Origin of the sequence: Paraburkholderia largidicola (assembly GCF_013426895.1) — a bacterium.
Lineage (GTDB): Bacteria > Pseudomonadota > Gammaproteobacteria > Burkholderiales > Burkholderiaceae > Paraburkholderia > Paraburkholderia largidicola.
Genome location: NZ_AP023175.1, coordinates 1669684 through 1694865, shown reverse-complemented (window position 1 = coordinate 1694865; position 25182 = coordinate 1669684). Strand labels below are relative to the sequence as shown.

Sequence of the window (25182 nt, the reverse complement as noted above, 5' to 3'; positions counted from 1 at the left end):
CGCGCATTCAGCCTTCGATCAGCCGTTCGAGGACATCCACGTCGCCCATCTGCCCGCCTTTGAACATGATGTCGGTGCCGTCGAGCCAGGGCTCGTCGGCATGCAGGCGGCAGACGGTGACGCCCGCCGTCAGCGGCGCGCGATAGGACAGACCCCACGCATCGAGTGCCTGGACCGCATGGCTCGATGTGTCGCCGCCCGCAATGCCGATGCGTCGTGGCCTCGCCGCGCGCACCACGTCGCGCAGCAGCGCCGCGCACGCATGCGCAGTCTGCTCGCGGCTTGCGTCCACCTGCTGCGCGTCACGCGCCGATGCGTGCGGGCGGCGCGTGAACGCGAGCACATTGCGTCCGTCGCGCAGCATGTCGACGATGGGCGCGGCTTTGAAACGCAGCGTATCGCCGTCGCACGCGAGCGGATCGAGTTCGATCTTCCAGTACGAGCGGGTGGCTTCGATCTGCGCCGCCGTGACGGGCGACAGGCTGCCCGCGAGCGCGAATACGGGCCCTTGCGCGCGGCCGAGCGGCGGCGCTTCACGTTCCCGGCATCCAGCCGACGCGCCATCGGCAGCGCACCATGCCTGCGCGACGCTGCTCGCGCCTACGGCCAGCAGCGGCGCACGCTGCGAACGCGCCGAGATCAGGCGTCCAAGCGTCAGCAGATCATCGTCGCGCAGCACGTCGAAAACGATAGCGGACGAACCCAACGCGACCTTCGCATCGACCATCGCTTCGAGTTCGTCGAACGGCATTGCGTACGCGCGCCAATCCACCGATGCCACATCGCGCATGCCCTGAGCTTCGAGATGCAGCCGCAAATCGGCTTCGTGCATCGGCGTGACGGGATGACGGCTCATCGTCGGATGTCGGTCGATGCGATGAACGGCGCGCGTATCGCCGCCCGATGCCGCGAACAGTTGCCCGAACGCGCAGTAGCGCAGCAGCCCAGGCTGGCCGCCGACAATGGCAACGAACGGATTGTCGACGTAGCGGCGCAGCGTCGCGACGGCAGTCGCGATGTTGCCGACGTCCGGCGCGCTGTCGAACGTCGAGCACACCTTGTAGTGCATCACGCGCACGCCGAGCGCGGCGAAGCAGGCGCCGACCCGCGCCAGCTCGTCGGCCATCGCGGCGGGCGGCATCGCGCGCGCGGCGCCCGCAATGCCGATCGCGTCGAGCGGGCCGACACTGGCGAGCCGCGCCTGACTGGGCGGCGCGAGAAACAGCAGTGACTTGCGGCCGGCACGGGCGAGATGCGCGAGCGTGTCGGTTGCGCCCGTAAAATCGTCGCCGTAGAAACCGTACGATGCGCTCATGTCCGCGGTCCGAAGAACGCGAGCGCGGCGCGCAGTTCCGGCGCGTGCGCGGCATAGTCGTGCAACGGAGTGCGCGATTGCGCGGCGTCCCACGCCTGCCGCACGCTGCGCACGCCCGCCGCCGGACCGTCCGGATGCGCGAGCACGCCGCCGCCTGACATGAAGAGCAGATCGCTCGTGCCGATCGCATCGAAGGTGGCGGGGACCGTGCCCGCCCATTGTCCGGACGAGAACGCGGGCAGCACGCGGTCGTCGAGTCCGTCGGCGAGCGGCGTGGCGCAGTCGCGAGCGGATTCGGTCACTTCCGTGTCGCTTTGCGCGAACTTGCCCGCGAGTCCATGCACGTGCATATGATCGACGCCCGCGAGTCGCCATAGCGTCTGATAAGCCTGAAAGCCGATGCCGAGCGAAGCGTCGCGCGACATCATGCCGAAGCCGTTGCGATGCGCGTGCAGCGCGAGCGGCGTCGCGCGGCGCAGCGCCTGGATCGCGGAGAAACCGCACCAGTTGATGCTCGCCATCACGCAGTCGCCTTCTTCGCGTTCGACGAGTTCGGCGTGACGCCGCATCGCGTCCATGTCGTCGGTGATGTTGAATGCGATCATCACGCGCTTGCCCGTGCGCTCGCGAAACGCGCGCACTTCGCGCATCACGGCGGGCACGCGCTCTGCGATCGGCGCGTGCTCCGGGTTCGCGCAGACCTCGTCGTCCTTGATGAAATCGATGCCCGCCTCGCACAGCGTTCTGACGAGTTGCGCGGTCTCCTGCGCGGACAGCCCCACATTCGGCTTGATGATCGTGCCGACCATCGGCCCTTCGACAACGCCCGTCAGACGCCGCGTGCCCGCGACGCCGTGCTCGGGAAGATCGAAGCGCTCGCGATACGCACGCGGCACACGCACGGACTGCAGACGCATGCCCGTCACTTCGCCGAGATCGTACAGATTGCCGGCGAGCGTCGCGGCGAGCGTCGGCAGATTGGCGCCGATGTTCGCGACCGGAAACGACAGCGTGACGCGCGCGCGCCTGAACGGCCCGTTCACGCGTTGCCTTGTGAGCCATGCGCTCGGCAGCGACGCATGCGGCACTGGCTCCAGCTCCTCGATGCGCAGCACGCTTGCGCGGCTGCGCGCGCGCAACGCGTCGCTTTCATTGGCAACGCGCACGAAGGTGCCGCTCGATTGTTCGCCCGCTATCGTGTCGGCGACCCGTTCGAGGTCGAGCGGTGTCTCGATCAGATAATCGGCTTCGACGCTGTCGTCGCGAGAGGATGGCGCGCTCATAGCGTCGTCAGATCGGGAAACGGGCGCACGGCATCGCGGCCGTCCCAGTTCAGCGACGCGGCACGGATCATGTCGAACAGCTTGCCCTTCGGCCCCGCCACTTCCGACAGTTCGATCACCGTCCCCGGATGCTGCTCCGTGTCGAAGTACACGAAGCGCCCGTTCTTGCCGACGTTGCCGCTCATCGCCACCTTAAAGCCTTGCTGAAGCAGACGTTCGAGATCGGCATCGAACGAAGTCGTCCAGTAGGCGTTGTGCTGCAAGCCAGTGTGACCGGCCGCGAGAAAGTCGCGGTACATCGAAGGCGCGTCGTTGCGTGTCTGGATCAGTTCGACCTGCAAGTCGCCCGAATTCGCGAGCGCCACCGAGTTATGCACGTCGTAGTGTTCGCCGCGATAGCGATAGTCCTCGATAGGCACGCGTTCGTTATAGAACCACGGGCCGACGCCGAGCACGCGGCTCCAGTGGTCCATTGCCGCCTCGATGTCGCGCACGACATAACCGGCCTGGCGGATTTCGCCGAAAAAACGACTCATGAAGACACTCCCAATACCAGAGAAGGGATCGTGATGAAACGGTGTAACGATGGATAAAACGGAAGCGCGCTCAGAGAAAGCCGGTCGATATCCACGGAATGAACGCGACGAGAATCAGGCCGATCACCAGTGCGCTCATATAGCCGACGATGGGCCGCATGCCGGCATCGGGATTGATGCGGCTGACCGCGCACGCCGAGTAGTAGCCGACGCCGAACGGCGGCGAGAACAGGCCCACGCCCATCGAAAGAATCACGACGATGGCGTAGTGCACTTCGTTGACGCCGGCGGCGCGCGCAATCGGAAACAGCAGTGGACCGAACAGCACGATCGCGGGAATGCCTTCGAGCACGCTGCCGAGCACGATGAACACGACCATCGACAGCGCGAGGAACGCCCACGTTCCGCCCGGCAGGGCAGTCATCAGTTCGGCCAGGTCCTGCGAGAAGCCCGATTGCGTGAGCGCCCAGGCCATCGCCGTCGCGCAGCCGATGATGAAGATGATCGCACCCGACAGCGTCGCCGCATCGATCAGCATGCGCGGCAGGCGGGACCACGCGAAGCGCCGGTAGACGAACAGGCCGATCAGCACCGCATACGCGATGCCGATGGTCGATACTTCCGTCGCCGTGGCGACGCCTTCGACTACCGCGCCGCGAATCACGAACGGCAGCGCGAGCGCAGGTAACGCGACGACGAACATGCGGCCGATTTCACGCCGGTTGAAGCGTTGCGCGTGGCTCAGATCTTCCTTGCGATAGCGCAGCCACACGACGAAACACAGCATCAGCGCGAGCACCAGCGCGGGCAGCATGCCCGCCGTGAACAGCGCGGAGATCGACAGGCCCGTGACGGAGCCGATCGTGATGAGCACGATGCTCGGCGGCACGGTTTCCGTCTGTGCGCCCGCCGTCGAGAGCAGGGCGACGAGGTCGCCTTCGTCGGCGCCGCGCCGTTTCATTTCGGGGAACAGCACGGGCGCGATGGCGGCCATGTCGGCGACCTTCGAACCCGAGATACCCGACACCAGATACATCGTGCCGATCAGCACATATGACAGCCCGCCGCGCACATGACCGACGAGGCTCGCGAGAAACTGGATCATCGCGCGCGCCATGCCCGTCATTTCGATCATCAGGCCGAGGAATACGAAGAGCGGCACAGCGAGCAGCACGAGATGCGACATGCCCTCGTCCATGCGTCCGACGATCACTTCGAGCGGTGTATCGGTGGTGAGGCTCAGATAGCCGAAGGTCGCGAGCGCGAATGAAAAGCAGATCGGCACGCCCGAGAAAATGCCGATCGCGACGACGCCGACGAAGAAGATCAGCAGATTCGCCTTGCCGAGATCGGGCAAGACAGGCGCTGCCCACAAGATGACGCCCGCGACCACGGCGACGAACACCAGCGCCATGACGACGTCGCGCACGCGGCTCACTTGCGCGAGGCGGATCAAGCCGACGAGCAGCATTAACGCCGCGCCGACGGGCAGCGCGAACGCGCGCCAGGCGTCGCTGATCTGCAGTGCGGGGGTGAGGATCACGGTCTCGGCGGCGGCGAAGTCATACGCGGGCCACAGCACGAGCGCGAGCAGTGCGATCGAGAGAACGATAGCCAGCGTATCGACGAGCGCGCGCCGCTGCGGGGACAGGCGGCTGACGAAGGCTGTCATCCGCATGTGCTCGCCGCGCCGTAACGCGAGCACGGCGCCGAGCATCGACAGCCACAAGAACAGAATGCCCGCCAGTTCATCCGACCAGACGAGCGGCTGATGCAGCGCATAGCGGCACACCACACCCACGAACAGCACGACGATTTCGACGGCAAGCAGCAGCGCGCACGCGCTTTCGACGAGCGCAATGAGCGCGCGGTCGAAGCGCCGCAGCCAGCGCCTCGGGCCGCTCGCGGCGAGTGCGGCATCGAATTGCGCAGCGGCGGCCCCATCCGCGAGCGCTGCGTGCGGCAGTGCCTGATCCGTCATGTCGGTCTCCCCAATGAGCGATGCGCGCGGCGTGCGCGGCACACCGCGCCGATTCACGCGAGCTTGCCCGTGTAGCCTTCCAGCAGCGACCACGCCTCGTTGCCGAAGCGGCCTTTCCAGTCGGCATAGAAGTTCGCTTGCCGAAGTGCCGAGCGGAACGTGTCGGGCGACGGGCGGTTGATCGACAGGCCTTTGGTTTGCAGATCGGCGATGGCGGCGTCGTTGAGCTTGCGCACGTCGTCGCGCTGGCGCAGCGCGGCCTGGTTGAACGCATCCGACGCGATGCCTTGCAGGTCCTTCGGCAGCTTCTGCCACGCACGCTGGTTCAGCACGAACCAGAAGCCGTCCCAGATGTGATTCGTCAGCGAGCAGTACTTTTGCACTTCGTAGAGCTTCGCGACCTGCACGATGGGCAGCGGGTTTTCCTGCGCATCGACGATATGCGTCTGCAGCGACGAATAGACCTCGCTGAACTGCAGGCTCGTCGGCGCCGCGCCGAGACCCTTGAACATGTCGATGCTCAACGGGCTCACGGGCACGCGAATCTTCAGCCCGTGCATGTCCGCTGCGTTCGCGATTGCGCGTGTGCTCGACGTGGTCTCGCGAAAGCCGTTGTCCCACATCTTGTCGAACGATTCGAGACCGGCCTTCAACATCGCAGCGCGCACATACGCGCCGAGCTTGCCGTCCATCGCGCTCCACACCTGCGAGTAGTCGCTGAACGCGAAGCCGATCGCGTTGATCGCGGCGACGGGCGCGAGCGTCGACACGACGAGTGCCGACGGCGTGAACATTTCGATGCCGCCGCTGCGCACCTGCGCGAGCATGTCGGTATCGCCGCCCAACTGATTGTTCGGGAAGATGCGGATTTCCATGCGCCCCTTCGACTGCTCCTTCACCTGATCCGCCGCTTCCTTCGCGCGGATGTTGAGAGGATGCGTGAGGGGCAGGTTGTTGCCGTACTTGAATGTGTATTGCGGCGCAGCAGCACGGACGATGGCGGGAAAGCCGAGCGCGCCGGCGACGGGGGCTGCCGCGGCGGCGCGAAGCAGCGAGCGCCTGACGAGATTGGTCATTCGAATGTCTCCTTCCTTTGTCCCATGCATGAGGGTTGTTCGTTTTGTGTGATGTGTGCCGCTGTGGCATCATGCGCCATCAAAAACCATCAAGTCCCGCACGCGCGCTGCCGAAGATTTTTCGCTACGCTGTGCCGTATCTGCATGATGTTGCTGCAAGACTAGGGACCACCACTCGCCCTGTCAAACCGCAAACCTGATTGTTTTTGATGGACTTAGCCCTCAGGAACCCGCATGGCTGACGCGCCTATTCCTCTTTTTCCGCCGCGCGCGCGGATCGCGGACATCGCCGCTGCGGCGGGCGTGTCGACGGCGACAGTCGATCGCGTGTTGAATGGCCGCGACGGTGTGCGGCCGATGACGGCGCGCCGAGTGATGCAGGCAGCCGCGCAGGCGGGCTACGCGATCGATGCGCCCACACCCGAAGCGAAACCGGCGCGGCCGCTGAAGATCGAGTTTCTGGTGCCGGCGGGCACGAACCGCTATTTGCGCATGTTGGGCGATTACATCGAGTTCGCGCACAACCAGTGGGCCGCGCAAGGGATGCGCTGCCGGGTGCATTACGTGGAGAGCTTCAATCCGAACGAACTCGCCGCGCGTCTGCTGCACTACGGTCAGCGCGCGGACGGCGTGGTCTTCATGGCGCTCGAACATCCCGTCGTGCGCGATGCGGTGAATGCGCTTGCCGAACAGAACGTGCCCGCCATTACGCTGATCTCGGATCTGTCGAATTCGCGCCGGCTCGCTTATGTCGGCATCGACAACCGTTCAGCGGGGCGCACGGCGGCGCTGCTGCTGGGCCGCTTCATGGGGCCGCGACCGGCAGGCAAGATTGCGATGCTGGCGGGCAGTCTCAACTATCGCGGGCATGAGGAACGCGAGATCGGCTTTCTGCATCTGATCGAATCGACGTTTCCGCAGGTGAAGGTGATTGGCTTGCGCGAAGGGCAGGACGACAGCGAGCGCAATTACGTGCAGACGCGCAACCTGATCGCGCAGCATCCCGATCTGGCGGGCATCTACAACAGCGGCGGCGGCTCGGATGGGGTGGCGCGTGCGATCGTCGAAGCCAAGACCGAACAGAAGATACTGTTCGTCGGACACGGCCTGACGCCGGATACGCGGGCGTTGCTGATCGATGGAACGATGGACGCGCTCATCACGCAGACGCCGCAGGCGATGGTCGGCAACTGCCTGAAAATTTTCGGCAACGTGCGTGAGGGGCGCGACGCGCTGGACGGCGTGAAGCCTGTGCAGTTCAGCATCGTGCTGCGCGAGAATCTGCCGTGAAGCATCGCGCGTCGTGCGTTACTTCGCGAATAGCTGGCCGATATCCTTGAACGCCTTGAACTCCAGCGCGTTGCCACACGGATCGAACAGGAACATCGTCGCCTGTTCGCCGACCTGCCCCTGAAAGCGGATATACGGCTCGATCACGAACTTCGTACCGAACGATTTCAACCGTTCCGCAAGCGCTTCCCATTGATCCCATGCGAGCACGACGCCGAAATGCGGCACGGGCACGTCATGGCCGTCGACGGGATTGCTGTGCACGCTCTCTTGCGAAGCGGTCTTCGGATGTTCGTGAATCACGAGTTGATGGCCGAAGAAATTGAAGTCCACCCATTGTGCGCTGGAGCGGCCTTCTTCGAGGCCGAACACGCGTCCGTAAAAGTCGCGCGCGGCGGGAAGATCGTAGACGGGAATGGCCAGATGAAAAGGGGAAAGGCTCACTGTTTTCTCCATGTGGGGCGCTCGCAGATCGCACATACTACGCGGCGGAATTGAAAAATAGAATCAATATATAATTTCGTCAAACACAAACAGAATTTATCAATGATCCGTGAGCTGAAAACGCTGATCGCCGTCGCCCAGGAAGGCACCTTCGCTGCTGCCGGCAACAGGATCGGTCTGACCCAGGCTGCCGTCAGCGCGCAGATGCAGCGGCTCGAAGCGGAAATGGGCTTTGCACTGTTCGACCGCGAAGGGCGGACGGCGCGTTTGAATGCGACGGGTCAGCAGATACTCGTGCAGGCGCAGGAAGTCGTCCGGCTATACAACAACCTCAGTTCGTCAGCGGCCGATCCGGCGGCCATCGTGCGCGTGACTATCGGTGCGATTGCATCGGTGCAGCGCTCGTTGTTGCCCGATGCCTTGGCGCGGTTCCATGCGCAATGTCCGGGCTGCACCACGCGTGTGATTCCCGGTGTGTCGATGGAACTCGTCAATCTCGTCGACGCCGGTGAGATCGATATCGCCGCGATCATTCGTCCGCCGTTTTCTTTTCAGAGCGATCTGCGCTGGACCGCACTCGCACAAGAGCCGTTCAGGCTGATCGTGCCGCGTAGTGTGAAGGGCAAGGACTGGGCCGAACTCCTTGCGGATCAGCCGTTCATTCGCTACGACCGCGCGTCGTTCGGCGGCCGGCAAGTGGACCGATTCCTGCGCCGGATGCACTTCACCGTGCGCGAAGTGTGCGAACTGGACGAACTCGAAGCGATCGTCAGACTGGTGGAAAATGGCGTCGGCGTGGCGATCGTGCCGCAAACGGCGACGTACCGGCGCTGGCCTGCGAAGGTGCGTGCCGTCGACCTCGGGCATCACACGTTTCATCGCGACATCGGCCTTGTGCATCGCGCGCCGCAGCATCTGAGCGACCCGGTGAAGGTGTTGCTTCAACTGATTGAAGCGCAGGCGCGGAAGAAGCCCTGAACAGGCGATCGTTCAAACACGTTTTCTAGATCACGATGCTGGCGGCAAGTTCTCCTGCAGATAGATCGACATCGGCGTTTGCAACGGAAGACCTGAAGGCGTGCCCCTGTTGTAATGACCCAATATCGCTTCGACGGCCCGCACTGCTTCGACAAAGGGACTCTGATCGAGCACGGCATCCATCACGCCGTCTATCAGCAACGCCCGGCTGATCTCAGTCAGTTCGTGACCGATCAATACTGTCGAATGCTCGCGCTTGAGTGCCTTGAGCGCGCGCGCAATGCCCTCATCGCCAACTGACAGGTTGTAAATGCCGCGCAAATCCGGGTACTTTTTGAAGGCATCGCGCGTCAAGCGCTCAGTTGATTTTTCGTCTTCACGGCTTTCGACAGTCGCCACCACGTCGCACGCAGGAAACTTGCGGCGCATGACTGAGCGAAACGCGGCTTCGCGTTCTTCGTGCCCGAGATACGTGCGCAAGCCCGCAATCACGATGACCTGTCCGCCGTCGCGTCCGATAAACCGGCCCATCAGTTCACCCGCGGTTCGTCCCGCACAGCGATTGTCGATGCCGACATACGCGAGCCGCCCCGTGTCTGGAAGATCGCTCGCCAGTGTCACGACGGGAATCTTGCGCGCGACGCGCGAGATCGCATCGACGACGACGCTGTGCTCGTACGCGACGACGATCATCGCGTCCGCCTTCTGCGAGGCGCGATTGATGACGGCCGCCAGCGACTTCGGTTCGAGGTCGTCGAAAAACGTCAGATGGCACACCACGCGATGCGTTTCGAACGACTTCTGCGCAAGCTCGAACCCCTGCCGTAGCGCAACGTAGTACGGCGACGATGGTTGTTGCGTGAGGATCGCGATGCGCAGCCAGCGCACCGACACTTCGTCGAGCGCGCGATCCATCTTGAGCTTGCGCGCCCATTCGAGCACGCGCGATTCCTTCTCGCGTGCCACGCCGCCACGCCCGTTCAGCACGCGCTCGACAGTCGAATAGCTGACGCCCGAGGCCTTCGCGACATCTTCCATGGTCGGCTTGCGTCTGACGTTCATACGGTCCCTCCTGTTTGAGGAAATATCCTCAATAAACCGTTTGAGAGCAGAGATTCGATCAACTAGATTCTAACCACCGGAAGCGACCGGGCGTTAGCGATAAAGCCCCGGCGATCAAGATCCGGTGGCCCGGCGTCGCGCATCTCCGCAGAGTGCATTCCGCCATGCCAATCCCATGTCAGGAGACAACCATCATGGACAAGCCCGCATTTCGCGCAACCCAACGCGCGGTCAAACGAATCGCCTCTGCGCTCGCAGCGCTGACGCTGGTCACCGGCTTCGCCGCGAACAGCGCCGCCGCCGACGAGCGCTTCGTGATGGTCAGTCACGGATCGGATTCGAACGTCTGGTGGAACACCGTCAAGAACGGCATGCGCGACGCGAGCGAAGATTTCAACGTGCCCGTCGATTACCGCAATCCGCCTTCGGGCGATACGGGCGACATGGTGCGCATTCTCGAACAGGCGGCGGCGCGCAACTACTCGGGCGTGATCACGACGGTGCCGAACTTCGACATGATCCAGAAGGGTCTGACGGGCGTGAAAGCGAAGCACATTCCGCTTGTCACGATCAACGGCGGGCCCGAATCGGGCATGAAGCTCGGCGCGTTGATGCACATCGGCCAGCCCGAATACGATGCCGGCAAGGCAGCGGGCGAGCGCGCGAAGGCGGCGGGTATCCACGAGTTTCTGTGCGTGAATCACGGCGCGGACATTCAGGCGCTGTGGGACCGCTGCAAGGGTTTCGCCGATGCGCTCGGCGTCGACTACAAGAAGTCGACGATGGATAGCGGCGAAGATCCGACGGTGATCGAAAGCAAGGTCGCCGCCTACCTGAGATCGCACCCGACGACGCAAGCGATTCTCGCGCTCGGTCCCGATCAGGCGACGGGCGTGCTGCGCGGCGTGAAGGACGCGGGCATGAGCGGGAAGATTTACGTTGCCACGTTCGATCTTTCGCCCGACATCCTGAAGTCGATTCAGGCGGGGCAGATCGCATTCGCCATCGACCAGCAGCCATATCTGCAAGGCTATTTGTCCGTCGCGGCAATGGCGATTGCGATTCGCGACAAGACGAACGACTCCGCGCGCATCGTCGCGGCATTGAGAGAGGACAAAAAGGTCGCGGCGCGGCTCGCCAAATACGATCTGAAGCCGGTTTATACGGGCTCGACGGTGAGTTCCGGGCCGAGCTTCGTCACGAAGGACAACCTCGCGCCCGTGCAGAAGTACGCAGGCTCATATCGTTAATCGTGTGGGGATGACGCAATGAACATCGATATGCACGCGTGGCACAGGGTCGACATCGATCGCAAGATGCTCAAGGATTTTTCCACGCGTTCCGATGCGCGCGGTCTCGTACAGGCGGGCGGCTTCTTCGCGCTCGTTGCGGCGACAGGCGCGCTCGCGTGGGCATCGCTTGGCACAGCATGGGTGATTCCCGCGTTTCTTTTGTACGGAACGGTGTTTGCGTTCAGCGAGGCCGCCGCGCACGAACTGGGGCATGGCACGGTATTCAAGACGCGTTGGCTGAACGAGGCCGTCTACTGGGCGATCTGCCTCATGTCATGGCGCGAGCAGGTGTATAGCCGCTGGCTTCATGCGAAGCATCACACCTACACGCATCTGACGGCAGCGCCTTATAAAGATCCTGAACTGGCGTTCAAGCGTCGGCCGCATAGCTATATAAAACTGATGACGGATTTCGTGCGCGTATCGCATGGCGTGCAGTTTCTCGGCGCGGTCTTTCTGCACAGCTTCGGCATTATCACGAAGGGCGCGAAAGAGGTCGTGCCCGAGGCGGAGTACAAGAAGATGTGCGATAACTCGCGTGTGCTGCTTGCGTGCTATGTCGCTGTGTTCGTTTGGGCCGTGCTTGCGCATAGCTGGTTGCCTATCGTGTTTCTGTTTCTGGCGCGTGCTTATGGAACCTGGTTGCATGAGCTGTGCGCGTTGACCCAGCATACGGGCCTGAAGGAGAACGTGCTCGATCATCGCGTGTCCAGCCGTACCGTGAAGCTGAATCCGGTTGTGCGCCTGCTGTACTGGAACATGAATTTCCATATTGAACATCACATGTTCCCGAGTGTGCCGTTTCATGCACTGCCGAGATTTCACGAGGCCGTTGCTGAGCAGATGCCGCAACCGTATGGGGGCTTGTGGTCTGCGTGGCGTGAAATCCTGGTGATCTTCGCGAGGCAGCGGCGCGATCCCGAGTATGTCGTCGTGCGCGAGTTGCCGGTTGGCAAGCGGGGGAGTGCGGTGGCGTGAAATTGCGCCGTATCCAGACGTCGCGCCGCGTGCTTCACGCGGCGCGACGGTACAGCAAGCTGCAATCAAGTCGACAGAATCGTCACCAGCGCAACCGCCGAATCCCCCGCCAGTTGACCGCCATTATTCTCGGCCAGCGCCACCTTCGCCCCAGGCCGTTGCCGTGCGCCCGCCTGACCGCGCAATTGCTGCGTCAGTTCGACGATCTGCGCGACGCCCGTCGCGCCGACAGGATGACCGCGCGACAACAGGCCGCCGCTCGGATTCACGGAAATCCGCCCGCCGATATCCGTATCGCCGGAACGAATCAGCTTCGGCGCATCGCCGGGTGCGCACAGACCGAGGTTCTCGTAGTGAATGAGTTCGGCAGGCGCGGAGGCGTCGTGCAATTCGACCACATGCACATCCGACGGACCGATGCCCGCCTGTTCATACGCCGCATTCGCTGCGCGCACCGCGACGAGTTCGCCCGATCCATCCGCTTTCGCCGACACGATCGAACTCGCGCGGATGTACACAGGACGAATGTCGCGCTTCGCCGCGAATTGTTCCGAGCAGATGAACACAGCCGCGCCGCCGTCGCCGATCGACGAGCACATGAAGAGCGTCAGCGGATCGCTGACCATCCGGCTGGCGAGCACTTCTTCGACGCTCGTCTCGTTGCGAAACTGCGCATGCGGATTCAGCGATCCGGCGCGGCGGCTCTTCACGACGACGCGCGCGAAATCGCTCGCCTGGGCGCCCGTCTTTTCCATCCATTTGCGCGCCTTGGCCGCATAGAGGTCCATGAAGAGTGAGCCCGTTCCCGTCGTGACGCCTTCGGGCAGCGGCTCTTCGAGATCCACGGCTTTTGCGAACGCGCCGAACGAGATCGCCTTGTCTTCGTGCGTGAGCTTTTCGACACCGACCACGAGCGCCGTTTCCGACTGTCCCGAAGCAACGGAAAGCCATGCGAGATTCAACGCCGAACTGCCCGACGCGCACGCGTTCTCGACGTTGAACATCGGCTTGCCGTCGAGCCCCGTATTACGCAGCGACGACTGCGCGCGAATCATTTCCTGACCGGTGACGACGCCTGCCGCCGCATTGCCGAAAAACACGCGATCGACCTCGTCGACGCTGACGCGCGCATCCTTCAATGCGAGCGAGACCGATTCTTCCGCGAGCGACTTCAGATTCCGCTCCAGGAATTTGCCAAAGGACGTCATGCCGACGCCGCCGATTACCACTTTGCGCATTGCTGCCTCCAATAAACGAACATCAGAACCTGTGACGACGAGCGAGTCTGCCGAATGCTCAGTAACGTTCAGTAACGCTCAATCCAGAACCTTCCCGCGCGTCTCCGGCATCCGTGCATAGACCACGAAGCCCACGGTGCACACGGCTGCGACGTAGACCCACAGGTATTGCGACATACCGGAACTCGACATCGCGGTGACGATGTAAGGCAGCGTCCCGCCGAACAGCGCCGCCGATACCGCATAGGGCAGCGCGACACCCGTCGCACGCACTCGCGCCGGGAACTGCTCGGCCATCACCGTCGCGCAGGTTGCGGCGAAGCCCGATGAAAGCAGCATGCCGATCGTGACGATTGCGGTGGCGCTCCAGAAGTCGTTGCTGAGGAAATGCAGCGCGGGCCATGCGAACAGCGCCGAGCCGCCTGCGAAAACGAGCAATACGGGCTTGCGGCCAATGCGGTCCGACAACTTGCCGATAAACGGAATCGCAATCAGCGAGACGACGATCGAAATCACGCTCGCGTTGAACGCGTCATGCAGCGGCAGGCCCGTGCGCAGATGCGCAAGCGTCGGAAACAGCACGAGCCACAGATAGATGCAGAGGTTGCCCGCCATCGCGATGCCGATCACGCGCAGCGCGGCGCGAGGATGCTCGCGAACGATCTCGAGAAACGGATGACGCGTGCGTTGATGCGTCGCGGCACTCTTCTTGAACGCATCGGTTTCGGCGACGGCAAGGCGGACCCACAACGCAACGAAGCCGAGCAGGCCGGCAATCGTGAAGGCAACGCGCCAGCCCCACTTCGCCATGCCCGCATGATCGATCATCGACGTGAGGATCGCGCCGATCAACGCCGCCACCAGCACGCCTGCATTGACCGCGAAGTGTTGCCACGAGCCCGCGAAGCCGCGCCGCGAAGGCGCGGATGATTCGATCAGGAACGTCGACGCCGAGCCGAACTCACCGCCCGCCGCAAAGCCCTGAATGAGCCGTGCGAGCACGAGAATCAGCGGCGCCGCAATGCCAATCGATTCATAGCCGGGACACACGGCGATCACGAGCGAGCTGCCCGCCATCAATGCGACCGACAGCGCCAGGCCGTTCTTGCGGCCGTGCCGGTCGGCATACGCGCCGAGCAGCGCGCCGCCGATAGGCCGCATCACGAAGCCGACCGCGAACACCGCGAATGCGGAGAGCAGCGATACGCGGTCGTTGTTCGCGGGAAAGAAGTGCCGTGAGAACAGCGCGGCAAAGGTCGCGTAAATGATCCAGTCGGTGAATTCGACGACCGTGCCGAGCGTCGCCGCCACGATGGCTTTTCTCTGCGCTCGCGTGAGCGGCGTCGCGGATTCCTCGTGCGCAACGCCCGGAAGGATGGTGTCCATGCTGTCTCCGTGTCTCTTGTGGTGAGCGCGCGCTGGTTGCGCGACGCAGGTGAGAAGTGCTGAACGTATCGCTTGATCCGGCACATGGACGCATCGTAGGTTTCGCCAGATGCGCCGCGCAAACGACTTTTTCTGCGCTTTCGATTGATATTTTTTGCAGCGAAGCCGCAGACCGCCGAGGCGCGGACGCGAGCGGTTTCGATTGAGCGAAAGTCAATTGAAGCCGCGAAAAAAGTCGTTTGAGCGTGGGGTGTGGTGCGCCCTAGCATGGGATGCACAGGCTTTTCATTCCATGGAGACACGTCATGAACGCATCACCTCACAACCCGGCCGCCGAAGTCGCCATCGTCACGGGCGGCGCGAAGGGTATCGGCTTCGGCATCGCGGCTGCGCTGGCTCGCAACGGGCGCCGCATCGCGCTGTTCGATCTCGACCGCGCGGCGCTCGATCACGCCGCCAGCACGCTGGCCGCCGCGGGTGCCGATGTGATCGCGCTGCCCGTCGATGTGACGAATAGCGCGTCCGTCAACGAAGCAGTCGAGGCTGTCGTCGAACGCTTCGGTCAGATCGACGTGCTGGTGAACAACGCGGGCATCGTGCGCGACAAACGCATCACGAAGATGAGCGACGACGATTGGGATGCCGTGATCGGCGTGAACCTGAAGTCGCAGTTTCTGTGCTGCCGCGCCGTGCTCGCGCATATGAGCGCCGCGCGCTATGGGCGCATCGTGAACATTTCGTCGCGCGCCTGGTTGGGTGGTGTCGGGCAGTCGAACTATTCGGCGGCGAAGGGCGGCGTGGTGAGCCTGACGCGCAGTCTCGCGCTCGAATGGGCAAGCGCGGGCATCACGGTCAACGCGATTGCGCCGGGCATCGTCGATACGCCGTTGTTTCAGGCCTTCGATGCGGACCTTCAGGAGCGGCTGAAGAAGTCGGTGCCCGTGCAGCGCATCGGCACGCCCGACGATATCGCGCAGGCCGTCTTGTTCTTCGCGCAGCGCGAAGCGTCGTACATCACGGGGCAGACGCTTTATGTGTGCGGCGGCCGTTCGCTGTCGTCACCGAGCGTTTGAGGAGCACATCATGACGATTCACTACAGCGTGTCGGACCATGTGGCGACGGTGAGCCTGGACCGTCCCGAAGCGCTCAACGCGCTCGACCTCGACAGCCTCAAGGATTTGCGCGCCGCGCTGGCGGAAGCGCGCGACGACGATGAAGTGCGCGTAATCGTGCTGACGGGCGCAGGCCGCAAGTCGTTCTGCGTCGGCGCGGATCTGAAGAACACGCTGCCGCCTTCGACCAGCTTTAGTTCGTCGTTCGTGCGATCCATCGACCGCGCTGCCGCCGAAGGCATCTATGTGCGCCTGATGGATCTCACCTCGCTGCGCCTCTTCAAGCCGGTCATCGGCGCGATCAACGGCTATTGCCTCGGCGGCGGACTCGAACTGGCGCTGCAATGCGACTTGCGGATCGCCTCGACGGAGGCGGTGTTCGGTTTGCCCGAAGCTGTCGTCGCGAGCATTCCTGCCGTATGCGGCATTCAGACGTTGCAAAAAGCGGTGCCTTCCGCAATCGCGATGAAGATGCTGCTGACGGGCTGCAAGATCGACGCGGCATACGCGGAGCGGATCGGGTTGATATCCGATGTCGTCGAGCCCGAAGCGCTGATGGACAAGGCGCGCGAGCTCGCGCGCGCGATTGCATCGAATGGTCCGCTTGCCGTGCAGATGATCAAGAAGGTCGCGGAAACGAGCAGCAATGTGCCGTTGGCGCAAGCGCTCGAATTTACCGAGCTGGCGTGGGGCGCGATGCGCGATTCGGAAGATCGCGTGGAAGGGCGTAAGGCCTTCGCCGAAAAGCGTAAACCGCAATTCAAGGGCCGCTAGACGCGTCAGGCGCTTCGCCAATCGACAAAAGCCAGTTGCGGAACGCAGCGAACTCGGCATTCGACAGATGCTCGCGCGGATAGATCAGGTAGTAGGTGTAGGCGCCCTGGTCGAGCACGAACGAGAAGGGCATCACGAGCGTGCCGTCGCGCAACTGATCGGCGACGAGCACGCGCTGCGCCATCGCAACGCCCACGCCTTGCGTCGCCGCGAAGTACGCGAGGATCGAGCTTTCGTAGCTGAGTCCGCTCAGCGGATTGACGCCGCGCACGCCCGCCGCGTCGAGCCACTTGGCCCAGTCTTCGCGGCGCGCCAGCGAATGCAGCAAGGGCACGTTGCGCAGCGCCTCAGGCGTGGCATCGGCGAGATCGGGATGCGCGCGCAGGAACTCGGGGCTGCACACGGGCACGAGTTCGTTCGGTACGAGCCGGTCGTAACCGAGATCGGACGATGGCGCATGTGAGAGGCGGATCGCCGCGTCGACGTCTTCAGTGTTGAAGTCGACGGGTTGCAGCGAGGTGGTGAGACTGACTTCGATATCGGGATGCTCGCGATGAAACGTCGACAGACGCGGCAGCAGCCAGTTCATCGAGAACGTCGTGTAGCCGCGAATCTTCAGCGTGCGGCGGCGGCGGGCTTCCGTGAGATTGATCGTCGCGGTGCGCAGCGTTTCGAAGCCGCGCACGACGTCGGCGAGGTAGCGCTCGCCCATCGGCGTCAGTGCGATCGCGCGATGACCCCGCTCGAACAGCAGCACGCCGAGCTGGTCTTCGAGCAGCTTGATCTGCCGGCTGACAGCCGCGGGCGTGACGTTGAGTTCGTTCGCGGCGAGCTGCACGCTGAGCAGGCGGCCACAGACCTCGAAGGCGCGCAGTGCGTTGAGTGACGGAAGGGTTCGCATCGAAAAATGGTAGCACGCGCTTTGCACGCTGCATGCCGGGATTGCTACGTAGAAGCGCGTCCGCATTCGCGGTTGCATTGGCGTCAGCAAAACTCAATCGAGTGCGCAGCAAATGTCGTTTGAGCGCGCCTGTTGCGCGCCGTATCGTTGATTCAAAGGCAACTGGTGGGACTGAAGGAGACAACCATGCTGGACGGTGTGCAAATTCTGGCCTGGGGCTCGCGCCAGGCCGTGAGGCTCGGTGCGACGCTGCTCGAACGCGCCGGGGCGCAAGTCACATTTGCGCAGGCGCAGCCAGCGAATGGCTTCGCGTATGACGTGTTCGTCGTTTCATCGGACGTGAGCACGGCGAGCGAACGAAACGCGATCGCGGAAATGAAGGCAGCGGGCAAGCATATCGTTTGCGATATCACCGCGACGGGACCACAAGGCGCGCGATCGGGCATGCGTGCATCCGATGCGCAGATCCAGGCGATCAGCGGCCTGATGGACACGACGGGCTTTGCGCATGGCGAGCCGGTGCGCATCGGCGTGCCGTTCACGGAGATATCGGCGGCGCTGTATGCGTGCGCGTCGATTGCGGCGGCCGTACGCGTGAAGCGCCTGCACGGCATCGCGCAGAACATCGACGTGACCTTGTTCGGCTGCGCGGCGAGCGCGCTCACGACGTTTCTGCCCGCAGCGTTCGCGCAACGGACGGTTGGCCGCGTCGGCAATCGTCATCCAGCTTGCGCGCCGTGGAATGCGTATCGGACGCTCGACGGCTGGGTGCTGATTTGCACCAGCACCGAAGAGCAGTGGCGCAAGATCAAGCGCGCGGCGCGCGTGCCGCAACTCGACGAGCCGCGCTTCGACACGTTGCAAGGGCGTGTGTCGAATGTCGATGAACTCGATGCGCTGATCGAAACGTGGACGTCCACGCTGACGACGGACGCATGCTCGCAACTGTGCGAACAGATTGGCGTGGCGGCCGGACCGATCGTGTCCGTCGCGGGACTGTCCAGCGAGCCGAACTTCCGCATGCGGCACGCGGATGCGGCGGCGCAGATCGACGCGCGCGGGATCGATGGCGAGACGTATCGGCAGGTGTCGATCTTCGGCATGTCGCGCTTGACGGACGACGCATCTTTAGCGGCGCGTACAGGCGTCGAAAGCACAGTGCGCTCCTGCGACGCCGGGCCGCTTGCCGGTATCAAGGTCGTCGAGATCGGGCAGTACACGACGGCGCCGCTGGTCGGCAAGCATCTGGCGGCGCTGGGCGCGGACGTCGTGAAGATCGAGCCGCCCGACGGCGAGGTCGCGCGCGCATGGACGCCGGGGCAGGCGGGCACGAGCTACTTCTTCGCGCTCAACAACACGGACAAGCAGACCTTGGCGCTCGATCTGAAGCAGCCGGCCGACCGCGCGCATCTGCGCACACTGCTCGCCGATGCCGATGTGCTCGTGGAGAATCTGCGGCCGGGTGCGCTCGCAAAGCTCGGTTTCGGACGCGAGGCGCTTGGCGAGATCAACCCGCGCCTGATCTATTGCTCGATCTCGGGTTTCGGCATCGCGTCTGCCTACCCGGCGCGGCCCGCGTTCGACACGGTCATCCAGGCGATGGGCGGCCTCATGGACCTGACGCGCGGCAATGGCCAGCCCGTGAAGCTCGGCGCATCGGGCGCGGACATTCTGGGCGGGCAGGCTGCGCTGCTGGCAATCGTCGCGCTCCTCGCCGATCCCGCGCGGCAGGCCGGGACCTTCGTCGAAATATCGATGCAGGACGTGGCGGCCTGGTGCGCGCTGTTTGCGTCGGGCAATCCCGCATGGGAGGGGATCGCTGTCGCGTGCATCGACGGACATGTGTGGCTCGAAAGCGATGAGCGTTTCGATGTGGCTGCGCTCGCGGCTTGCGCCAGGCGCGAGCGGTGCGGGTCGCTGTCGCGGGCCTCGGCGGTTGCCGCGCTGGCAAACGCAGGCGTCAGCGCGGTGCCTGTTGCGCGTGTCGATGAACTGATCGAAGACGGCGATTTTCTCGCGGACGTGCTGAGCGTCGCACGCGATGCGAGCGGCGCATTCTGGCCGATTCTTAAGGTGCCGTACCGCTTGTCGCGCACGCCTGCGCGCGTTCGCGCGGTGCCGGGCGCGCCCGCGCGATATGCGGAAGAGACTTCGCGAGGGCCGGCTATGAAGTGGGGAATGGTCGAGGCGGGTTGAACGCCTGCTGAGACGTCGATGTACGGTCGTTCTCCGTTCACCCGGCACCGCCGCGCGATGAAGGCGCCTCTGGCCACTGATACCGTTTGACGTTCAGCGCGCGAGGCCCGCTCACGCGCCGGTGCTTACGCCCGGCCTAGCGTGAGCGCGAATTCGTCGAGTTGCGTGATGCAGGTGTTCCAGCCGTCGAAGAAGCCGAGTTGCTCGTGCCGGTCGCGCGTCGCGGCATCGGGATGCATGACGCGCGCGATGTAGCGGCTGCCTTCGCCTTCCCCGGACATGGCGATGTCGGCGGTGAAGCCGAGCCAGGGCGTGTTGGGACGCCAGCCCGCCGTGAGCATCGACGTGAACACGATGCGCGCTTGCGGGGCGACTTCGAGAAAGCAGCCGGGGTTGTCGCTCGTGCCGCCATCGGGACCTTGCATGAAGGTGTGGAAGGCGCCGCCCGGCCGCAGATCGAACGCGCGGACTTCAGTGGTCCAGGGCTTCGGGCACCACCATTCCTTCAGCAGGTCCGGTTCGGTCCACGCGCGCCACAACGCAGCAACCGGTGCGCGCAGCACGCGCGTGATGACGAGATCGTTCGTGTCAGCGCTTTCGACGGGTTGGGTTGACATCAGCTTGCTCCTCTTGATGAAGCTGTTCGACGAATTCGACCATCCGGTCGGATCGTGCTTCCCACGCGGCGCGCTGCGCGGCCAGCCAGGTTTCGACTTCCGTCAGCTTCGCGGGCATCAGTTCACAGGTGCGCGCGCGGCCGATCTTGCGCGTGCGGATCAGACCGCTGTGCTCCAGCACGGCGACGTGTTTCATGAACGACGGCAACGCCATGTCGAACGGCTGGGCCAGCACCGAGACGGTCTGCGCGCCGCGCCCGAGCATGCCGACGATCGCGCAACGGGTCGGATCGGACAGCGCCTGGAACACCTCGCTTATTTCGCCATGATAGTTAGCCATAAGGCTAAGTATAGTGCAAAAACGGTGGCGCAGCGAAGGCGCGCGTCTAAGCTGTCCACATGGGCTTTGCGTCAATCGCGCGGAACGGAGGCGTCCGATGAGCACATCCAACGACACGGGTTTCACTGGCTCGATCCCTGAAATCTACGAGCGCTACCTCGTGCCGATGATCTTCGAACCCTACGCACGCGATCTCGCCAGCAGGGCGGCGTCGGTTCAACCGTCGTGCGTGCTCGAAATCGCGGCGGGCACGGGCGTCGTCACGCGAGCGTTGGCGGAGGCGCTGCCCGAGCATGTCGAAATCATCGCGACAGATCTCAATCAGGCGATGCTCGACTGCGCCGCAACGCTCGGCACGCGCAGGCCCGTGACATGGCAGCAGGCGGATGCGACGCACCTGCCATTCGGCGACGCAAGCTTCGATCTGATCGTCTGCCAGTTCGGCGCCATGTTTTTTCCCGACAAGGCGCGTGCGTATGCCGAAGCGCGGCGCGTGCTGCGAAGCGGCGGCGTGCTGCTGTTCAACGTCTGGGATCGCATCGAAGAGAACACGTTTGCCGATACGGTTTCGGACGCGCTCGGCAAGCTATATGCGGCGGACCCGCCGCGGTTCATGCAGCGCGTGCCGCACGGCTATTGGGACACCAACATCATTGCGCGCGACCTCGCGAACGGTGGCTTCGATGCGCCGCCGCCGCGCATCGAGACGATCGCGCAACGCAGCGGCGCGGCGTCGGCGCAGGCAGCCGCGATCGCGTTCTGCCAGGGGACGCCGATGCGCGCCGAAATCGAGAGCCGCCCGGGCGCGACGCTCGACGAAGCGACCGCAGTTTGCGCAGCCGCCCTTCGCGAACGTTTCGGGGCTAACGCAATCGACGGGAAGATTCAAGCGCACGTCGTCGCTGCACAACGTTGAGCGACGAAAAAGTGTGTCCTGCTGAGCGCAACGATGGCTCAGAAAGCCGCGCGCGCCTTATCTGGCGGGCCAGTCGCCCCAAAGCGGGCGGAAATTGTTACACCTCTTACCGGGAGGAATGACCGGTGTTACGAATGCCTTTCAGGGCGTTGGTTATACTCGGCCCGTCTCAAAAACTACAGATCAAACTATGTCGAAGCGAATCATTCAGATGGTGGCCATTGCAGCGCTGACGGCTGCGGCCTCGTTGCCGGCGATGGCTGGCGATATGAACAATGCGCTTGGCGGCGCGCTCGGCGGCGTCGCCGGCGCGGCATTGGGCGGCGCAGTGGGCGGTAGCACGGGCGCCGTGATCGGCGGCGCGGTGGGTGGCGGCGCGGGTGGCGCGGTCACGTCGAACCGCCGTGAGCGCACGGGCGCGATCATCGGCGGCGCGCTCGGTGGCGGTGCAGGCACCGCGGCGGGCAACGCGATGGGCGGGCGCGGAGGCGGCCTGGTCGGCGCGGCGCTGGGCGGCGGCGCCGGCTCGGCGCTCGGCGGCAACATCTCGCGTTCCAACTCGTACGCCGACGACTATTCGCGCGGTTACGGTTCGCACGGTTCGTACAAGCGCAAGCACAAGCATCGTCACTACGACGACTGATTGGCGAACTGACGGCCTTGCGAGTTCGCTGAACGGCGAACTCGCGGGCCGGACGGGCACGATCTCGCAGCGGCGACGATGCCCTGCGACAAATCATCGCAGGGTGTTGTCGGGCATCAAAAACGAGATAAGCGCCATTTGAAGGTAGGATTGTCGAAATTCCCTTCTTTTGCAGGCGTCATCGTGCCCGTTGACTATCTTCGCGGCTTTACCTCGGCCGCTCGCACTGACGCCGCCAACCGGCGGCTTGGCCTCGCGCTCGCCGGGATTGCCGGCGCTGCAAACGCTGGCGGCTTTCTGGCGATCGGCCAATACACGTCGCACATGTCCGGCATGGTGTCGTCGCTCGCCGACAATCTCGCGCTCGGCAACCTCGCGTTCGTGCTGTCGGCGGCGAGTTCGATCTTCGCGTTTCTCGCGGGTGCGGCGAGTTCGGCCATTCTGATCAACTGGGGCCGACGACGAGGCACGCAAAGCGTCTACGCGATGCCGCTCGTGCTCGAAGGGCTACTGCTGTTGTGCTTCGGCGTGCTCGGCGCGAACCTGGAGCAGCACCGTCTGCTGTTCGTGCCCGCCACCGTCACGCTGCTTTGCTACGTGATGGGGCTGCAGAACGCGATGATCACCAAGATATCGAAAGCGGAAATCCGCACGACGCACGTCACGGGACTCGTGACGGATCTCGGCATCGAAATCGGCAAGGGCTTGTACTGGAACCGGGGCGTGCCGTCGACGGAAGCGGCTTACGTCGGCGCCGATATGCGGCGGCTCGGTTTGCTCGCCTCGCTGCTCGGCATGTTTCTCGCGGGCGGGCTTGCCGGCGCGATTGCGTTCAAACAGGTGGGATTCATTGCGACGCTGCCCCTCGCGGCGCTGTTGCTCGTGCTGGCCGCCGTGCCCGTTGCCGATGATCTGTTGAGGTATCCGCGACGGGCGCGGTGAACTGCGCCCGCCGGGCGGACCCGAACACGCTTTTCACGCGCGCACATCGCGCGCTGCGACTTTTACTTCTCCCAGAGCTTGCGCCCCAGAAAGGTCAGCGTCCGATCCCACGCCATTTCGGACCACACCGGGTCGAACTGCGTGCCGGCGATGCGGCTGAAGCCGACGGCTGTTTCGTTGGCGAACGCGTGATGCGCGAGATAGCGATGGAACTCGACATCGACGTTCGCGTCGCGCAGCTTCGATTCGAGCGTTTCGACCGTCGCGATCGGGAAGAACGCGTCCTGCGTCGCGTAATGCCCGATAACCGGCACCTTGATTTTCGACGCGTCGATATAGTCGAGCGGAGGGAAGCCGTAGAACACGACGCCTGCCGATACTTCCGGGCTTTGACCCAGCGTGAGCAGGGTCAGCGCGCCGCCCATGCAATAGCCCATCACGGCCACGCGGCCCGAGCGCTGCTTGAGGTACTGCGCCGCGCCGCGAACGTCCTGCGATGCGGCATCGCCGAAATCGAGTCCGTCCATCAGGTGATGCGCTTCTTCCTCTTCGACCGTCGACTTGCCGCGATACAGATCGGGCACGAGCGCCAAGTAACCAGCTGCCGCGAGGCGATCTGCGACGCCGCGAATCTGGTCGTTCAAGCCCCACCATTCCTGAATGACGACCACTGCGGGCGCGCCATCTGTTTTCTCGGGCGTAGCCAGATAACCTTGCAGTTGTTTACCGTCTGGGCGGCTGAAAGTGATCATGGAGCCTGTGGTCGTTTTCATGAGCGTGTTCCTGGTGAGTGGGTCCATTAGCATAGCGCCAATGCTGGCCGAACGCAGGCCCACGGGCCTGGCCGGGAAATGAAAACACCCTGCAAGCTTGAGTGCTTGCAGGGTGTCGCGCTTCATTCGTTCAGTGCGGGTTCTTTAATCGCCCGGAAGCCAGTAGCAATCCGAAGGATCCCAGCTGGGATCGCAAATCCAGTAGCCGAATGCGAGTGTCTGATCGGCGACCGAAGCGCTTTTCGGCCCGTCCGATTTCATCGCGAAAGGTTGCCCTTCCAGCGCGTTCGGTGCTGCCGATGCGGACTGCGCGAAACACGACAACATCGATGAAGCGAGCAACGCAAGTAATGCAGATTTCACTTTCATGTCAAATGCTCCGTTGTTATCTGAAGATCACGATGCACCGTTCATCAAGGTGTCATCGTACGGAGGACTGTATTGACAGCAGTGAGCTTCGTTAATCAGATCTGTCTTCAGCGCTCGTCAGGATTGTCCGATTTTGCGGAGGTTCGGCGCGAAGTCAAAGTCTGTTCGACGTAAAAAAGCGGGCATCGATGCCCGCTTTCTTCACACGCCGCCCGAAACGCTCGACAGGCGCCTTACGCCGGCGTCTTGCGGAACGAAATCGCGAAGCGGTTCCATGCATTGATCGCCGAAATCAGCAGCGTCAGGTCGACCAGTTCGGCCTCGCTGAAATGCGGCTTCACGGCTTCCCACACAGCGTCCGGCACGTGATTCTCGGAGACCAGCGTCACGGCTTCCGTCCATTCCAGTGCCGCGCGTTCGCGCGCCGTGAAGAACGGCGTTTCACGCCATACGACGACCGTCGCCAGACGCCGATCCGTCTCGCCGCCCTTGCGTGCGTCGGCGGTGTGCATGTCGACGCAGAACGCGCAGCCGTTGATCTGCGATGCGCGCAGGCGGACCAGTTCCGTCAGCGACTTTTCGAGGTCGCTCTTGCCGATGCGCTCTTCGAGCGCGAGCATCGCCTTGATTGCGTGTGGGTTAGCTTTGTAGAAGTCGAGACGTTGTTCCATGATCGTTTCCTCAGTGAGAGTGCGCATTGATCTGCGCGACACATGAAGATTAGGCGTGAAACTGGCCG

The 25182-nt window shown here is 63.6% G+C and carries 25 protein-coding genes; 10 read left to right on the top strand and 15 right to left on the bottom strand.

Features of this window, described 5'->3' with window-relative positions:
- Positions 1 to 7 precede the first annotated feature (7 nt).
- The 5 genes from PPGU16_RS24215 to PPGU16_RS24195 form a co-directional block, all read right to left on the bottom strand.
- The gene (locus tag PPGU16_RS24215; protein WP_180722944.1) at positions 8 to 1315 is read right to left on the bottom strand and encodes a four-carbon acid sugar kinase family protein; all 1308 of its coding nucleotides are present in this window, start codon (positions 1313 to 1315) and stop codon (positions 8 to 10) included.
- Positions 1312 to 2598 (bottom strand): ribulose-bisphosphate carboxylase large subunit family protein, encoded by a 1287-nt coding sequence (locus tag PPGU16_RS24210; protein ID WP_180722943.1) that lies wholly within the window; start codon positions 2596 to 2598, stop codon positions 1312 to 1314. The genes PPGU16_RS24215 and PPGU16_RS24210 overlap by 4 nt, the downstream gene beginning before the upstream one ends.
- On the bottom strand, positions 2595 to 3134 hold the full coding sequence (locus PPGU16_RS24205; RefSeq protein ID WP_180722942.1) for a VOC family protein: 540 nt from the start codon (positions 3132 to 3134) through the stop codon (positions 2595 to 2597). Before PPGU16_RS24205 ends, PPGU16_RS24210 begins: the two co-directional genes overlap by 4 nt.
- 70 nt (positions 3135 to 3204) lie before the next feature.
- The gene (locus tag PPGU16_RS24200) at positions 3205 to 5115 is read right to left on the bottom strand and encodes a TRAP transporter large permease (RefSeq protein ID WP_180722941.1); all 1911 of its coding nucleotides are present in this window, start codon (positions 5113 to 5115) and stop codon (positions 3205 to 3207) included.
- A gap of 53 nt (positions 5116 to 5168) precedes the next feature.
- Entirely contained in the window at positions 5169 to 6191 is a 1023-nt protein-coding gene (locus PPGU16_RS24195; protein ID WP_180722940.1) for a TRAP transporter substrate-binding protein, read from the bottom strand.
- A 234-nt stretch (positions 6192 to 6425) separates the two neighbouring features.
- On the opposite strand from PPGU16_RS24195, the gene PPGU16_RS24190 reads away from it, so the two are divergent.
- Positions 6426 to 7481 carry a LacI family DNA-binding transcriptional regulator gene (locus PPGU16_RS24190; RefSeq protein WP_180722939.1) on the top strand — a complete coding sequence of 352 codons (1056 nt, stop codon included), beginning with the start codon at positions 6426 to 6428 and terminating at the stop codon, positions 7479 to 7481.
- Positions 7482 to 7499: 18 nt separating this feature from the next.
- Here the strand turns inward: PPGU16_RS24190 and PPGU16_RS24185 are convergent, their stop codons facing one another.
- Positions 7500 to 7925 carry a VOC family protein gene (locus tag PPGU16_RS24185; RefSeq protein ID WP_180722938.1) on the bottom strand — a complete coding sequence of 142 codons (426 nt, stop codon included), beginning with the start codon at positions 7923 to 7925 and terminating at the stop codon, positions 7500 to 7502.
- Positions 7926 to 8027: 102 nt separating this feature from the next.
- On the opposite strand from PPGU16_RS24185, the gene PPGU16_RS24180 reads away from it, so the two are divergent.
- A complete protein-coding gene (locus PPGU16_RS24180; protein WP_180722937.1) occupies positions 8028 to 8903 on the top strand; it encodes a LysR family transcriptional regulator in 876 nt (291 codons plus the stop codon).
- 30 nt (positions 8904 to 8933) lie between these two features.
- On the opposite strand, the gene PPGU16_RS24175 is transcribed toward PPGU16_RS24180, so the two are convergent.
- Positions 8934 to 9965, bottom strand: a complete 1032-nt coding sequence (locus PPGU16_RS24175; protein ID WP_180722936.1) for a LacI family DNA-binding transcriptional regulator — start codon at positions 9963 to 9965, stop codon at positions 8934 to 8936.
- A 194-nt stretch (positions 9966 to 10159) separates the two neighbouring features.
- On the opposite strand from PPGU16_RS24175, the gene PPGU16_RS24170 reads away from it, so the two are divergent.
- Positions 10160 to 11215, top strand: a complete 1056-nt coding sequence (locus PPGU16_RS24170) for a sugar ABC transporter substrate-binding protein (RefSeq protein WP_180722935.1) — start codon at positions 10160 to 10162, stop codon at positions 11213 to 11215.
- An 18-nt stretch (positions 11216 to 11233) separates the two neighbouring features.
- Positions 11234 to 12235: a fatty acid desaturase gene (locus tag PPGU16_RS24165; RefSeq protein ID WP_180722934.1), complete on the top strand. Its 1002-nt coding sequence runs from the start codon at positions 11234 to 11236 to the stop codon at positions 12233 to 12235.
- A gap of 65 nt (positions 12236 to 12300) precedes the next feature.
- On the opposite strand, the gene PPGU16_RS24160 is transcribed toward PPGU16_RS24165, so the two are convergent.
- Together PPGU16_RS24160 and PPGU16_RS24155 are read right to left on the bottom strand one after the other, a co-directional pair.
- Positions 12301 to 13473, bottom strand: coding sequence for a thiolase family protein (locus PPGU16_RS24160; RefSeq protein WP_180722933.1), 1173 nt, complete (start codon positions 13471 to 13473; stop codon positions 12301 to 12303).
- A 78-nt stretch (positions 13474 to 13551) separates the two neighbouring features.
- Positions 13552 to 14859 carry an MFS transporter gene (locus PPGU16_RS24155; protein ID WP_180722932.1) on the bottom strand — a complete coding sequence of 436 codons (1308 nt, stop codon included), beginning with the start codon at positions 14857 to 14859 and terminating at the stop codon, positions 13552 to 13554.
- 305 nt (positions 14860 to 15164) lie between these two features.
- Between PPGU16_RS24155 and PPGU16_RS24150 the strand changes: the two genes are divergently transcribed.
- Complete coding sequence (locus tag PPGU16_RS24150) at positions 15165 to 15932, top strand: SDR family oxidoreductase (RefSeq protein WP_180722931.1); 768 nt, start codon at positions 15165 to 15167, stop codon at positions 15930 to 15932.
- Between the two features lie 10 nt (positions 15933 to 15942).
- Positions 15943 to 16746: an enoyl-CoA hydratase/isomerase family protein gene (locus PPGU16_RS24145; RefSeq protein WP_180722930.1), complete on the top strand. Its 804-nt coding sequence runs from the start codon at positions 15943 to 15945 to the stop codon at positions 16744 to 16746.
- On the opposite strand, the gene PPGU16_RS24140 is transcribed toward PPGU16_RS24145, so the two are convergent.
- Positions 16733 to 17647, bottom strand: coding sequence for a LysR substrate-binding domain-containing protein (locus tag PPGU16_RS24140; protein WP_180722929.1), 915 nt, complete (start codon positions 17645 to 17647; stop codon positions 16733 to 16735). The two genes, PPGU16_RS24145 and PPGU16_RS24140, sit on opposite strands and share 14 nt — an antisense overlap.
- Before the next feature lie 186 nt (positions 17648 to 17833).
- Here PPGU16_RS24140 and PPGU16_RS24135 point away from each other — a divergent pair, with 186 nt between their 5' ends.
- Positions 17834 to 19843, top strand: coding sequence for a CoA transferase (locus tag PPGU16_RS24135; protein ID WP_180722928.1), 2010 nt, complete (start codon positions 17834 to 17836; stop codon positions 19841 to 19843).
- 125 nt (positions 19844 to 19968) lie between these two features.
- Here PPGU16_RS24135 and PPGU16_RS24130 read toward each other — a convergent pair whose 3' ends face one another.
- Both PPGU16_RS24130 and PPGU16_RS24125 read right to left on the bottom strand, forming a co-directional pair.
- A complete protein-coding gene (locus tag PPGU16_RS24130; protein WP_180722927.1) occupies positions 19969 to 20460 on the bottom strand; it encodes an SRPBCC family protein in 492 nt (163 codons plus the stop codon).
- Entirely contained in the window at positions 20432 to 20800 is a 369-nt protein-coding gene (locus PPGU16_RS24125; RefSeq protein ID WP_180722926.1) for an ArsR/SmtB family transcription factor, read from the bottom strand. The genes PPGU16_RS24130 and PPGU16_RS24125 overlap by 29 nt, the downstream gene beginning before the upstream one ends.
- Positions 20801 to 20897: 97 nt before the next feature.
- On the opposite strand from PPGU16_RS24125, the gene PPGU16_RS24120 reads away from it, so the two are divergent.
- The 3 genes from PPGU16_RS24120 to PPGU16_RS24110 all read left to right on the top strand — a co-directional run bounded on the left by PPGU16_RS24120 (position 20898) and on the right by PPGU16_RS24110 (position 23301).
- The gene (locus PPGU16_RS24120; RefSeq protein ID WP_180722925.1) at positions 20898 to 21716 is read left to right on the top strand and encodes a class I SAM-dependent methyltransferase; all 819 of its coding nucleotides are present in this window, start codon (positions 20898 to 20900) and stop codon (positions 21714 to 21716) included.
- Positions 21717 to 21906: 190 nt separating this feature from the next.
- On the top strand, positions 21907 to 22359 hold the full coding sequence (locus PPGU16_RS24115) for a hypothetical protein (protein ID WP_180722924.1): 453 nt from the start codon (positions 21907 to 21909) through the stop codon (positions 22357 to 22359).
- A gap of 183 nt (positions 22360 to 22542) precedes the next feature.
- Positions 22543 to 23301, top strand: coding sequence for a YoaK family protein (locus PPGU16_RS24110; protein WP_180722923.1), 759 nt, complete (start codon positions 22543 to 22545; stop codon positions 23299 to 23301).
- 62 nt (positions 23302 to 23363) lie between these two features.
- On the opposite strand, the gene PPGU16_RS24105 is transcribed toward PPGU16_RS24110, so the two are convergent.
- From PPGU16_RS24105 to PPGU16_RS24095, 3 genes are all read right to left on the bottom strand, one after another.
- Complete coding sequence (locus PPGU16_RS24105) at positions 23364 to 24074, bottom strand: dienelactone hydrolase family protein (protein ID WP_180722922.1); 711 nt, start codon at positions 24072 to 24074, stop codon at positions 23364 to 23366.
- A gap of 144 nt (positions 24075 to 24218) precedes the next feature.
- Positions 24219 to 24443, bottom strand: coding sequence for a hypothetical protein (locus PPGU16_RS24100; RefSeq protein ID WP_180722921.1), 225 nt, complete (start codon positions 24441 to 24443; stop codon positions 24219 to 24221).
- Between the two features lie 233 nt (positions 24444 to 24676).
- Positions 24677 to 25114 (bottom strand): carboxymuconolactone decarboxylase family protein, encoded by a 438-nt coding sequence (locus PPGU16_RS24095; RefSeq protein ID WP_180722920.1) that lies wholly within the window; start codon positions 25112 to 25114, stop codon positions 24677 to 24679.
- Between the last annotated feature and the right edge of the window lie 68 nt (positions 25115 to 25182).

What these genes read in the sequence shown, in the direction of transcription:
- PPGU16_RS24095 (WP_180722920.1), bottom strand. Translation starts at nt 25,114, where the DNA reads ATGGAACAACGTCTCGACTTCTACAAAGCTAACCCACACGCAATCAAG.
- PPGU16_RS24125 (WP_180722926.1), bottom strand. Translation starts at nt 20,800, where the DNA reads ATGGCTAACTATCATGGCGAAATAAGCGAGGTGTTCCAGGCGCTGTCC.
- PPGU16_RS24205 (WP_180722942.1), bottom strand. Translation starts at nt 3,134, where the DNA reads ATGAGTCGTTTTTTCGGCGAAATCCGCCAGGCCGGTTATGTCGTGCGC.
- PPGU16_RS24170 (WP_180722935.1), top strand. Translation starts at nt 10,160, where the DNA reads ATGGACAAGCCCGCATTTCGCGCAACCCAACGCGCGGTCAAACGAATC.
- PPGU16_RS24135 (WP_180722928.1), top strand. Translation starts at nt 17,834, where the DNA reads ATGCTGGACGGTGTGCAAATTCTGGCCTGGGGCTCGCGCCAGGCCGTG.
- PPGU16_RS24145 (WP_180722930.1), top strand. Translation starts at nt 15,943, where the DNA reads ATGACGATTCACTACAGCGTGTCGGACCATGTGGCGACGGTGAGCCTG.
- PPGU16_RS24160 (WP_180722933.1), bottom strand. Translation starts at nt 13,473, where the DNA reads ATGCGCAAAGTGGTAATCGGCGGCGTCGGCATGACGTCCTTTGGCAAA.
- PPGU16_RS24210 (WP_180722943.1), bottom strand. Translation starts at nt 2,598, where the DNA reads ATGAGCGCGCCATCCTCTCGCGACGACAGCGTCGAAGCCGATTATCTG.
- PPGU16_RS24115 (WP_180722924.1), top strand. Translation starts at nt 21,907, where the DNA reads ATGTCGAAGCGAATCATTCAGATGGTGGCCATTGCAGCGCTGACGGCT.
- PPGU16_RS24215 (WP_180722944.1), bottom strand. Translation starts at nt 1,315, where the DNA reads ATGAGCGCATCGTACGGTTTCTACGGCGACGATTTTACGGGCGCAACC.
- PPGU16_RS24130 (WP_180722927.1), bottom strand. Translation starts at nt 20,460, where the DNA reads ATGTCAACCCAACCCGTCGAAAGCGCTGACACGAACGATCTCGTCATC.
- PPGU16_RS24195 (WP_180722940.1), bottom strand. Translation starts at nt 6,191, where the DNA reads ATGACCAATCTCGTCAGGCGCTCGCTGCTTCGCGCCGCCGCGGCAGCC.
- PPGU16_RS24140 (WP_180722929.1), bottom strand. Translation starts at nt 17,647, where the DNA reads ATGCGAACCCTTCCGTCACTCAACGCACTGCGCGCCTTCGAGGTCTGT.
- PPGU16_RS24165 (WP_180722934.1), top strand. Translation starts at nt 11,234, where the DNA reads ATGAACATCGATATGCACGCGTGGCACAGGGTCGACATCGATCGCAAG.
- PPGU16_RS24190 (WP_180722939.1), top strand. Translation starts at nt 6,426, where the DNA reads ATGGCTGACGCGCCTATTCCTCTTTTTCCGCCGCGCGCGCGGATCGCG.
- PPGU16_RS24200 (WP_180722941.1), bottom strand. Translation starts at nt 5,115, where the DNA reads ATGACGGATCAGGCACTGCCGCACGCAGCGCTCGCGGATGGGGCCGCC.
- PPGU16_RS24180 (WP_180722937.1), top strand. Translation starts at nt 8,028, where the DNA reads ATGATCCGTGAGCTGAAAACGCTGATCGCCGTCGCCCAGGAAGGCACC.
- PPGU16_RS24155 (WP_180722932.1), bottom strand. Translation starts at nt 14,859, where the DNA reads ATGGACACCATCCTTCCGGGCGTTGCGCACGAGGAATCCGCGACGCCG.
- PPGU16_RS24120 (WP_180722925.1), top strand. Translation starts at nt 20,898, where the DNA reads ATGAGCACATCCAACGACACGGGTTTCACTGGCTCGATCCCTGAAATC.
- PPGU16_RS24105 (WP_180722922.1), bottom strand. Translation starts at nt 24,074, where the DNA reads ATGAAAACGACCACAGGCTCCATGATCACTTTCAGCCGCCCAGACGGT.
- PPGU16_RS24150 (WP_180722931.1), top strand. Translation starts at nt 15,165, where the DNA reads ATGAACGCATCACCTCACAACCCGGCCGCCGAAGTCGCCATCGTCACG.
- PPGU16_RS24100 (WP_180722921.1), bottom strand. Translation starts at nt 24,443, where the DNA reads ATGAAAGTGAAATCTGCATTACTTGCGTTGCTCGCTTCATCGATGTTG.
- PPGU16_RS24175 (WP_180722936.1), bottom strand. Translation starts at nt 9,965, where the DNA reads ATGAACGTCAGACGCAAGCCGACCATGGAAGATGTCGCGAAGGCCTCG.